The organism is Amycolatopsis sp. NPDC058986 (assembly GCF_042741125.1).
Classification (GTDB): Bacteria; Actinomycetota; Actinomycetes; order Mycobacteriales; family Pseudonocardiaceae; genus Amycolatopsis.
On sequence record NZ_JBHYJW010000064.1, the window covers coordinates 45,891 to 55,957 of the forward strand.

At 69.6% G+C, this 10,067-nt stretch carries 11 protein-coding genes and 1 pseudogene; 8 read left to right on the top strand and 4 right to left on the bottom strand.

Features of this window, described 5'->3' with window-relative positions:
• Window positions 1-248: 248 nt before the first annotated feature.
• Complete coding sequence (locus ACFW0G_RS37870; RefSeq protein WP_378330319.1) at window positions 249-1,439, top strand: FAD-dependent oxidoreductase; 1,191 nt, start codon at window positions 249-251, stop codon at window positions 1,437-1,439.
• Window positions 1,440-1,463: 24 nt separating this feature from the next.
• On the opposite strand, the gene ACFW0G_RS37875 is transcribed toward ACFW0G_RS37870, so the two are convergent.
• Window positions 1,464-2,315: an NmrA family NAD(P)-binding protein gene (locus tag ACFW0G_RS37875; protein ID WP_378330320.1), complete on the bottom strand. Its 852-nt coding sequence runs from the start codon at window positions 2,313-2,315 to the stop codon at window positions 1,464-1,466.
• A gap of 101 nt (window positions 2,316-2,416) precedes the next feature.
• Here ACFW0G_RS37875 and ACFW0G_RS37880 point away from each other — a divergent pair, with 101 nt between their 5' ends.
• The 3 genes and pseudogenes from ACFW0G_RS37880 to ACFW0G_RS37890 all read left to right on the top strand — a co-directional run bounded on the left by ACFW0G_RS37880 (window position 2,417) and on the right by ACFW0G_RS37890 (window position 4,276).
• Window positions 2,417-2,800 (top strand): winged helix-turn-helix transcriptional regulator, encoded by a 384-nt coding sequence (locus tag ACFW0G_RS37880; RefSeq protein ID WP_378330321.1) that lies wholly within the window; start codon window positions 2,417-2,419, stop codon window positions 2,798-2,800.
• Window positions 2,801-2,981: 181 nt separating this feature from the next.
• Window positions 2,982-4,044 (top strand): annotated as a pseudogene (locus ACFW0G_RS37885) (anion permease).
• A 10-nt stretch (window positions 4,045-4,054) separates the two neighbouring features.
• On the top strand, window positions 4,055-4,276 hold the full coding sequence (locus tag ACFW0G_RS37890; protein WP_378330322.1) for a hypothetical protein: 222 nt from the start codon (window positions 4,055-4,057) through the stop codon (window positions 4,274-4,276).
• On the opposite strand, the gene ACFW0G_RS37895 is transcribed toward ACFW0G_RS37890, so the two are convergent.
• Window positions 4,258-5,007, bottom strand: coding sequence for a hypothetical protein (locus tag ACFW0G_RS37895; protein WP_378330323.1), 750 nt, complete (start codon window positions 5,005-5,007; stop codon window positions 4,258-4,260). The two genes, ACFW0G_RS37890 and ACFW0G_RS37895, sit on opposite strands and share 19 nt — an antisense overlap.
• A complete protein-coding gene (locus ACFW0G_RS37900; RefSeq protein ID WP_378330324.1) occupies window positions 5,004-5,213 on the bottom strand; it encodes a hypothetical protein in 210 nt (69 codons plus the stop codon). Before ACFW0G_RS37900 ends, ACFW0G_RS37895 begins: the two co-directional genes overlap by 4 nt.
• A gap of 119 nt (window positions 5,214-5,332) precedes the next feature.
• Between ACFW0G_RS37900 and ACFW0G_RS37905 the strand changes: the two genes are divergently transcribed.
• A complete protein-coding gene (locus ACFW0G_RS37905; RefSeq protein ID WP_378330325.1) occupies window positions 5,333-6,925 on the top strand; it encodes a sensor histidine kinase in 1,593 nt (530 codons plus the stop codon).
• Window positions 6,903-7,571, top strand: coding sequence for a response regulator (locus ACFW0G_RS37910; protein ID WP_378330326.1), 669 nt, complete (start codon window positions 6,903-6,905; stop codon window positions 7,569-7,571). The genes ACFW0G_RS37905 and ACFW0G_RS37910 overlap by 23 nt, the downstream gene beginning before the upstream one ends.
• Here the strand turns inward: ACFW0G_RS37910 and ACFW0G_RS37915 are convergent.
• Window positions 7,522-8,676, bottom strand: a complete 1,155-nt coding sequence (locus ACFW0G_RS37915; RefSeq protein ID WP_378330327.1) for an FAD-dependent oxidoreductase — start codon at window positions 8,674-8,676, stop codon at window positions 7,522-7,524. The genes ACFW0G_RS37910 and ACFW0G_RS37915 overlap by 50 nt on opposite strands.
• Before the next feature lie 138 nt (window positions 8,677-8,814).
• Between ACFW0G_RS37915 and ACFW0G_RS37920 the strand changes: the two genes are divergently transcribed.
• Both ACFW0G_RS37920 and ACFW0G_RS37925 read left to right on the top strand, forming a co-directional pair.
• The gene (locus ACFW0G_RS37920; protein WP_378330333.1) at window positions 8,815-9,306 is read left to right on the top strand and encodes a TetR/AcrR family transcriptional regulator; all 492 of its coding nucleotides are present in this window, start codon (window positions 8,815-8,817) and stop codon (window positions 9,304-9,306) included.
• A gap of 234 nt (window positions 9,307-9,540) precedes the next feature.
• Entirely contained in the window at window positions 9,541-9,834 is a 294-nt protein-coding gene (locus tag ACFW0G_RS37925) for a hypothetical protein (RefSeq protein ID WP_378330328.1), read from the top strand.
• Window positions 9,835-10,067 lie beyond the last annotated feature (233 nt).

Sequence of the window (10,067 nt, forward strand, 5' to 3'; positions counted from 1 at the left end):
CTCAAGGAGGCCCCACCGGCCACCGCCACACCCCGCGGCCGGGCCGCAGCGACGGCGGGACGCGGCCAAAGATGTGGCGGCGAAGGGAAATCCTGCGCTAGCGTGAAGGGGAAAGGACGCGCGAAAGACCTCTGTCCGGTATGGGTTAGGCCGGACGACGTGATCGCGTTATCTCCGAGTGCTCGCCGCGAGCGGGCCTGCCCTGTGCGTCCCTCTCGAACCAGTACTGGTACGGAAGGGACACCACGATGACCACGTATGAGCTGCCGGAAAACGCCGTGCTCGTGATCGGCGCCGGGCTGGGCGGGCTCTGCCTGGCGCAAGGGCTGCGCAAGGCCGGAATACCTTGCGCCGTCTACGAAAGCGACCCCACACCGGATTTCCGCCGTCAGGGTTACCGGCTGCACATCGATTCTCGCGGAGACGACGCGCTGCGCGCGGTGCTGCCACCTCACCTGCACGAACTGTTCCGTGCCACGTCGGGGCGCCCGAAGTTCGCCACCCCGATCTACGACACCCAGCTCACGCGCGTCACCGAGGTCGGGCTGGAGCACCGGCCGGTCCAGCTCAACATCAACCGGTTCACGCTCCGGCAGATCCTGCTCGAAGGACTCGGCAATGTCCATTTCGGGAAGGAGTTCGTCCGCTACGAACGGCGCGGGGGCACGGTGATCGCGCACTTCGCGGACGGGACCGAAGCCCGTGGCTCGGTCCTCGTCGGGGCCGACGGGGTGAATTCGCCGGTGCGCCGCCAATATCTGCCCCACGCGAGGATCGTCGACACCGGACTCCGCCAGCTGTACGGCAAGATCCCGCTCACCGCCGAGACCCGGGAGCTGTTCGATCCCGCCATGTTCGCGGTGTTCAGCATCATCTCCGGCCCGGAGAAGTCGATGATCGGGATCGCGCCGGTCGATTACCCCGAGCCGGTCGCCGACGCCTGCGCGCGGCTTGCGCCCGGGCTCCGGCTCCGTGACCACGAGCCGTACATGACCTGTGCGTTCGGCGCCCGCAAGGAGACCTTCGCCCAGTCCGACGACGAACTCCGGGCGCTGTCCGGGGAAGCGATGCGGGAGCTGGTTCTCGAACGGGTCAAGGGCTGGCATCCACGCGTGACCCGGATGGTCGAAAGCTGGATTCCCGAGACGGCGTTCCTCATCTCGATCCGGACCAGCGTGCCGATCGCGCCGTGGGAGCCCACGCCGGTGACGCTGGTCGGCGACGCGATCCACGCGATGAGCCCGGCCGCCGGCGCCGGGGCGAACACCGCCATGCAGGACGGCGCCGCGCTCGCCGCCGCGTTGGGCAGCGGGAAGCCGGACGCCATCGGCGAATACGAGGCGGAAATGCGGCGGTACGGCTTCGCGGCGGTGCGGGAATCCGCGGCGAACGGGCTGCGGTTCATGGACCAGGATCCGCTGCCCGCCGGCATGAGCTGACCGAGTCGCGGTTTTCCGGCGGGCTCAGGCGAAGGCGGTGAGGTGGTCGGCGATGAAGGTGCGCAGGCTGCGTGGCTGGGCGCCGGTGACCGATGCGACGTCGTCGGACAGCCACGCCGCATCCCCTTCGGCGATCAGCCCGAACACCTGGGCGTTGGAGGCTGCGACAGTCTCGGGGAGGCCTGCTCGGATCATCGCCTGCCGGTGCTCGTCAGGAGAAATCCGGCGGTACTCGACCGCGTGTCCCAGTGCGTCGCCCAGTTCCTTCGCGACGTCGGTGTAGGTGATCAGCTCGGGACCGGTCAGCAGGTAGGTGCGCCCGGCGTGGTCGGTGGCCGTGGCGGCGATTGCCACCGCGACGGCGGCTACGTCGCGGGCGTCGACCATCCCGGCCTGGCCGTCGCCCGCCGACATCGTGAAACCCCGCGTCTGCTTGATCGACGGGGCGAAGGTGAGAAGGTTCTGCAGGTAGAGGTTCGGCGCGAGCAGCGTGTACCCGAGCCCGGTGGACTTCAGGTGCGCCTCGACCCGCGCGTGGCCTCGTCGCCGGTCGACGGGGGAGTCGGCTGACGCCTTGTGGTTGGTGATCTTGACGATGTGTTTCGCTCCCTGGCGCGCGGCGCTGTCGATGACCGCGATCTCCTGAGCGGGCACGGCCGGGCTGATGAGCAGGACAGTGTCGATGTCACGCATCGCCGCGTCCAGCGTGTCCGGACGGTCGAAGTCGCCGGTGACGATTTCCATGCCGCTCCCGGCGACGCTGTGCGGTACGCGGGACGGGTCACGGACCAGCGCCCGCGTGGGATGGTGCTGCGCGGCGAGCAGCCGGACGGCTTCCGATCCCACTGTGCCGGTCGCGCCGGTGACCAAGATCATGATGTTCTCCTTGCACTGAGCACGGTCCTGTCTTCCGCTCGATCATGCGCCTGGGTGGTATCTCTTGTGTAGTAGGCACCTTCTCGATATATAGGTACCTGATGGATACCGACCCAGGACCCGTGTACTCGAAGGACTGCCCGTCGCGCACCGTGGTGGACGTGCTGGCCAACAAGTGGTCGCTCTACATCCTCGGCCTGCTTCGGCAGCACGAGCGGCCGCTGCGCTTCACGGAGTTGCGTCGCCGCATCGAGGGCGTGACCCAGAAGTCCCTCACTCAGGCGCTCCGCAATCTCGAACGCGACGGGCTGGTCAGCCGCACCGTCTACCCGACCATCCCGCCACGCGTCGAGTACGGCCTCACCGCCCTCGGCATCGAGGCAGGCGCTCTCACCACCGCGATCGCCGACTGGTCCCGGGCCAACGCGTCCCGCGTCCACGCCGCCCGCGCGTCCTACGACAACCGACCGGCCGAGCGGCCCTGAAAACAGCGACCTGGTCCACAAAGGACTGGAGGATCCGCTGTCCCGCTGTTTCGCTGGTAGGGACAATCCCACTCGGGTTCACGCAGAGTTCAGGAAGCCGATACGCCCAGGGGATCGGGCATGGCCCGATCGGTGAGTAGCGTCGGAATGGCTCGGGGTCCGTCTCGCGACGGGGGAACACATGGACTTCTCGTTGATCGTTCTCGTGGTGATCGTCGCGGCGCTCGCGTTCGATTTCACCAACGGCTTCCACGACACCGCGAACGCGATGGCGACGTCGATCGCCACCGGCGCGCTGCGGCCGAGAGCCGCGGTCGCGATTTCCGCGGTGCTGAACCTCGTCGGCGCGTTCCTCTCCGTCGAGGTGGCTCGTCGGCGCCATCGTGTGGAATCTGCTGACCTGGCTGGTCGGGCTGCCGTCGAGTTCCTCGCACGCGCTGTTCGGCGGGCTGATCGGCGCGACGTGGATCGCGTCCGGCTCGGACGCGGTGCATTTCGCGAAAGTCGTCGAAAAGGTGCTCATTCCGGCGCTCGCGTCGCCGATCGTCGCGGGGATCGTGGCGATCGCGGGCACCTTCCTTGTCTATCGCATCACCGCGAAGGCCCGTCAGGACGTCGTCGGCAAGACGTTCAAGACCGGGCAGGTGCTGTCGGCGTCGCTGGTTTCGCTGGCACACGGCACGAACGACGCGCAGAAGACGATGGGCGTGATCACGCTGACGCTGATCGCGTCCGGTTCGCTCGCCCCTGGTTCGGGGCCACCGCTGTGGGTGATCCTCAGCGCGGGCGGGGCGATCGCGCTCGGCACGTACCTCGGCGGCTGGCGGATCATCCAGACCATGGGTAAGAAGCTCACGGAAATCCGGACGCCGCAAGGGTTCGCCGCCGAAACGAGCGCGGCCGCGGTCATCCTGGCGTCCTCCCATCTCGGGTTCGCGCTGTCCACGACGCACGTGTGCTCGGGCGGCATCATCGGGTCCGGGATCGGCCGCAAGCTCGCCGAGGTCCGCTGGGGCGTCGCGGGCAAGATGGTCATCGCCTGGGCGTTGACGCTGCCCGCCGCGGCGATCGTCGGCGCCGTCGCCGCCGAAGTCTCGACGCGGGGCAGCTGGGGCACGATCCTCGTCGGCGTCGCCGGGGTCCTCGTCGCGCTCGGCATCTACCTCGCGTCCAAGCGCCACCCCGTCAACGCGAAGACGGTCAACGAACCGGAAAACGAGCAGCCGCAACCGGTCGCGGTGTGAGGGGAACGTCGTGAAGATCGATTGGGGCGCGCTCGGGATCGTGTTCGTCATCGCCCTGGGCACGGTCGCCGTCCTGGCGACGCTGTTCTCCTTCGGCGTCCGCGGGCTGTCCGAGCGGAGCGCGGCGAGGGAGACAGGCGGCAGCGGCACGGCGTCGCTGACTGGTGCGGTCGTCTGTTTCGCCGTGTGCGCGGCGGTCGTCTGTTACGGGATCTACCTGATCGTCGCCTGAACCCGCTCGCGGAGCCCGGCGGGCAGCTCGTCGACGAGCGCGAGCACGGTGTCCAGCCGTTCGTCGCTCAGGTGGGTGATCAGGTCGAGCGCGGGGTCCCACAGATCCTCGTCGTCGACGGCGGCGCGGAGCACCGCGGCCAGCCTGCCCTCCGGCAGCAGCGCGACGACGTGGTCGATCCGGCTCTTGTCGTCCAGGACGAAGGCGATCCGCAGCAGATCGGCGTCGCCGACGACTTCGAGACTGCGCTGGACCGTGACGTCCGGCAGGTGCCCGACGAACCGCCCGAGCGTGATCCAGTCCTCGCGCCGGGTCAGCTCCCGCGCGACCTCGACGACCGTGTCCAGCGGGATGCGCGTGATGATCGCGCTCGCCCTTCGCGGGTCGAGTTCCGCGGCGACCTCGGCGAGGAACTTCGGCGAGAGCCGTTTCGCGACGTCGATACCCCGGTTGACGTCCACGAGCCCGGCGATCCGCGCGCACAGCATCGGCCCGAAGACGCGTTCGGCGATCTTCGCCAGCACCGCGCCGGGCAGCAGCCTGCTGGCCAGCGCCATGCGTTGCAGTACGGTGAGATTCGCGTCGAACAGGGTGTCGGTGACCTGCTCGCGGAAGGCACGCAGATCGTCCTCGTCGACCCGTTCGAGGTAGTCCAGGTTCTCCGGTTCGACGCCGAGCACCCTCGCGAGCTTGAGAATCTCGGCGCGTGCGGCGAAGTTCCGCGCTGTCACAGGCCCACTGCCTTGCGGACGGCGCCGCGCAGCAACGCCGGGACGTAACGCAGGGCTTCCTCGCCCGCCTGGGCGAGATGCTTCGCTTGCCGCCGCCGCGCGTCTCGCAGTGCGTCGGCGAGGTCCAGCTTCTCGTGTTCCTCGAGGGCTTCGATGCCCTCGGGGAGGTAACCGCCGAGCTGGTCGGCGAGTGTGCGCTCGGCCATGGTGCGTAATCATGCCTCATGCGGCCCGCCTGCGCGCGGATATGCGCATCGGGCGGCGTCGAGAGGGGTTACTTTCGACCAATGGTGCGCCCGGGAGCGGGCTTGTAGCGTCGATGATCGTGCGAGAACGGACCAAACGCAGATGGCGGGTGATCCTCGACGTCCTCCTGTGGCTGGCGCTCGCGTTCCTCGTCCGGGCCGACAGCTGGAACAACCCGGTCAAGTGGGAGTTCGCCGGCGGGCTCGCCGCGGTCACGGTCGCGGTGGTCACCGCCCGGCGGTACCCGGTGGTTTCGCTGGGCGTCGCGATGTGCGGGGTGTTCGTCATCCCGTTCGACTACGGCGGGCGCGTGCCGATCTGGGAGATCTTCCTGATGGTCGGGATGAGCTACCTGGCCGGGCTGCGGATGGCGGGTGCGCGGCCGATGCTGGCCGCGTTCGGTGTGGTCGCGGCGATCGGGCTGCCGTTCTCGCTGGTCTTCGGCGAGTCCGGGTTCTCGGACTGGGGCGCGATGATGGGCGCGCTGGTCTTCGCGTCGGTCACGCCGTGGCTGCTGGGCCGCTACGTCCGCCTGCGTGGCGAGCTGGCGCGTACCGGCTGGCGTCGAGCCGAGGAGATGGAGAGCCGCCAGAAGATCATCGCTGATCAGGCCCGGCTGCGGGAACGTACCCGGATCGCGAGCGACATGCACGATTCGCTCGGGCACGAGCTGACCTTGCTCGCCGTGCGCGCGGCTGCGCTGGAAGTGGCGGGTGGACTCGACGAGACACAGCGCGCGGCCGCGGCGGAGTTGCGGCAGAACGCCGCCACGGCCACCGAGCGCCTTCGCGAGATCATCGGCGTTCTGCGGGAGGATGCCGCGCCGGTCGAACCCGTGCAGGGCGATCTCGGCGAGCTGATCGATCGCGCGCGGTCGTCCGGGATGCTCATCGAGTCGCGAGTGGACAGTGCGCCCGACGCGCCGCCGATGGTCCGTCTCGCGGTCTACCGCGTCGTCCAGGAAGCGCTTACCAACGTCGCCAAACACGCTCCCGGCGCGGCGGTCGAGGTGGCGGTCTCCCACACCAGTGACGCGACCGAGGTGCGCGTGACCAATCGCGCGCGCCCGGCGGGGCCGCTGCCCGGCGCGTCCTCGGGACGGCGTGGGCTCGTCGGCCTGCGTGAACGGGTCCGGCTGGTCGGCGGGACGTTGCGGGCGGGGCCGAAAGACGGCGGCTTCGAGGTCGCGGCGATTTTGCCGCACGACGCCGCTCCGGCCGCCGCAAGCGGTGAGGTGGCCGAAGCCGAGGAATCGGTGTCGGCGAAGGAGCTGATGTCGGCCCGTCGTGACGTACGGCGAAGCCTGATCCAAGCGGTCGTCGTCCCGTTAGGACTGTTCGCCGTCGTGCTGGCGGTGAGCGGGGTGGTGTTCCTCTATCAGTGGTACACCTCGGAACTGCCCTCCGCGAGCTATGCCCAGCTCCAGGTCGGGCAGCGCCGGGAGCAGGTCACGCCGTTGCTTCCGGCCCGGGAACGGGTCGCCCGGCCCCGGAGCGGCTGGCCGGTGGCGCCGCTGAACGCGCAGTGCGTCTACTACGGCACCGAACGCACTTGGCTCAACGCGAACTATGCGGCGTATCGGCTGTGTTTCGCCGACGACATACTGGTGTCGAAGGACATGCTGAGCGAGGACGAGCCGAGGGGGTCGCGTGATCCGGGTGGTGCTGGCTGACGACGAAGCGCTGATGCGTGCCGGGGTGGCGGCCATCCTCGCCGCCGACGACACGATCGAGGTCGTCGCGGAGGCGGGCAACGGACGGGAGGCCGTAGACCAGGCGCTGGCCACCCGGCCCGACGTCGTGCTGCTCGACATCCGGATGCCGGTGCTCGACGGGCTCGCCGCGGCCGAGGAGATCCGCCGCGTGCTGCCGGACACCGGCGTGATCATGCTGACGACGTTCGGCGAGGACGCCTACATCGAACGCGCGCTCGGCCTCGGCGCGAGCGGTTTCCTGCTGAAGTCGGGCGATCCTCGGGAACTGCTCGCGGGGATCCACGCGGTGGCCGAGGGCGCCGCGTTCCTCTCGCCGAAGGTCGCGCAGCGGGTGATCGCGCGGCTCTCCGGTGGACAGCTGGCCCGGGGCGCGGCGGCCCGTTCGCGGGTGGCCGCGTTGACGCCGCGGGAGCGGGAAGTGCTGACGTTGCTGGCCGCCGGACTGTCCAATGCGGACATCGCGGCGAAGATGTTCGTCGTGGAGGGCACGGTCAAGGCGCATGTCAGCACGATCCTGAACCGGCTCGGCGCGCGGAACCGGGTGCAGGCCGCGATCACCGCGTACGAGGCAGGGCTGGTGGGCGGGGAGGCTCCCAGCGCGTGATGGCGCCGTTGGCGCGTGCCGCGACCGAGGCCGGTATCACGCGCAGCAGCGCGGCACGGATCGTGGTCGCGACGGGATTGCGTAGCAGCAGACCCGCTTGCCCTGCCCGCAGTGTCGCGCGCACGATCCGCTGGCTGCGGGCCCTGCGCTGGACGTCGTACTCGCGCAGGGCACTTTCGATGGTGTCCTTTGTGGACACGACGTGGGCCAGTACGACGGCGTCCTCGATCGCCTGGCACCCGCCTTGCCCGAGGAACGGCGGCATCGCGTGCGCGGCGTCGCCGAGCAGCGCGATCCGGCCGCGGACGTAACTGGGCAGCGGGGTGGCGAGGTAGTCGACGTCGTGGTGCAGCAGGGATTCCGGCGGGGTCGCCGCGATCACCGCCGGGAGCGGGGCGTGCCAGCCGCCGAACCGCGCGGTCAGATAGGCCTTGGTGTCGGCGTGCCGGATCCCGGGTTCGGTGACGTAACCCGCCCACCAGTAGACGCGGCCGTCGACGAGCGGGATCACGCCGACCTCGGTGCCGCGGTGCCACGTGGTGGTCAGCTCGACCGGCTCGGGCAATTCCGCGATGCCACGGATGGCGGTGGCTCCGCAGTAGACCGGCGCGGGGTGGTCCGGCCAGAGGGCCTGGCGGATCCGGCTGCGGATGCCGTCGGCGGCCACGACGAGGTCGGCCTCGATTTCCTCGGCACCGATGCGCACGCGGCCGTCCGGCCGGACCTCGGTGACTTCGGCGCCGGTGCGGAGCCGGTCCTCCGGGAGCGCGGCGCGAAGGGTTTCGACGAGATCCGCGCGGTGGACGGCGGTGAGCGGACCGCCCTGCAGGCGCTCGAAGGTGTCGACGTCCCAGTGGGTGAGGCGGCGGCCGCGGCGGTCGTGCAGCCCGGCGCCGCGCTGGACCGCGAGCAGCGGGGCGAGCCGCTCGCCGACGCCGATCGACTCGAGTGCGCGCACCGCGTTGGGCCACAAGGAGATCCCGGCGCCGATCTCGGTGAACTCCGGTGCGCGTTCGAGCACCGTGACCTGCCACCCGGCCCGGTGCAACGCGACCGCCGCGCTCAACCCGCCGATGCCCCCGCCGACCACGACCGCGTTCCCCATGGCGCCTCCCTCTACGTCTGTAGAGGACCGACTCTACACCTGTAGAGCACCGGGTAAACTGCCGAGGTGACGGGAACGACGACGGACCGGGTCGCCGCGATCGGCGACGCCGCGATCGCGGTGATCGCCGCCGAGGGCATGCGCGGCCTGACGCATCGCGCGGTAGATCGCTTCGCGGGCCTGCCCGCGGGCTCGACGTCGTACTACGCGCGCACGCGGGCGGCGCTGCTGGAACTCGCGATCGCGCGGATGGTCGAACTCGACAACCTCGACGCCTCGCCGCCATCCGGTCGGCTTGCGGAGTATCTGGCCCGCGCCGCGTACGACGCGATCACGCGCGGGCGGACCCGGATGCTGGCCCGGTACGAATTCGCGCTGGAGGCCACCCGCCGTCCGGAACTGCGAGCCGCGTACGACCGCGGCGGCCTGGAGATCCGGCGGCGCTGTGCCGAGGTCCTCGCGGCCGCGGGCTCGCCGGATCCTCCGCGGCATACGCGGCTGCTGATCGGCTGGCTCGACGGCACCATCTTCGACGCGCTGGCGGGCACCGGCTCGGTTTCGCCCCCCGGCCTGGCGGAACTGACCGCGAGTGCCCAGGAGGTCGTGACCGCCTTGGCCCTCGACGCCTGATTCTTGTCCGGGTGGGAGCAAGGGACCTTTACTCGCGCTGCTACTCCGCCGGGACCCCTGACGGGGTTCCGGCCCGGGTTCGCTGGCCCGCGAACTGAGTATTCGCCTGGCCTCGCGGTAGTTCCGGCACGGTCGATGTCCGAACGGACATTCGTCAGTCTATGGGGATCGTGGGTTGTTAGCGTCGGCCCGCACCCCTCGAAACGGCTCACTTCATGAACGTAAGGAACCCACGTGCTTCGTAAGATCGCGTTCGGTGCCGGTGCTGCCATGGCGGCGCTCGGCCTCGCTGTCTCCGTGCCCAGTGCTGCCATGGCGGCACCGTCGACCGGCACAGTTTCGGCCTCCGCCGCTTCCGGCCAGTTCACCACGCAGGGAACCTGGGTCTATGTCCGGTGGTACTCGCTCGACCAGGCGGGGAAAACCCAGTGCGGCTTTGATGCTTTGGCGATGTACCGGTCCTCCGGTCGAGACAGTAAGTGCTACGAGCGGGCGGACCGGGTCGAGCTCTGGACCTATTACGGCTGAGTAACCCTGGCTGCAAGCCGGAAAAGAAGCGTCGTGAACCCGGCTCCGAGGTTCACGACGCTTTGGTATCGGGAGGCGGCGTGCCCATGTCGCAAGGGGCTTCGCTCTCGCTCGAATGCTTCCGCTCATTCCTTCCGCGGTCCGTGGGGGCCTCCTTGAGGGAGCTAGGGTCCCTCAAGGGGGCCCCCCCCGACAATACAGACCAGGGGAAAGAGAGCGAGGGCGGTATATTA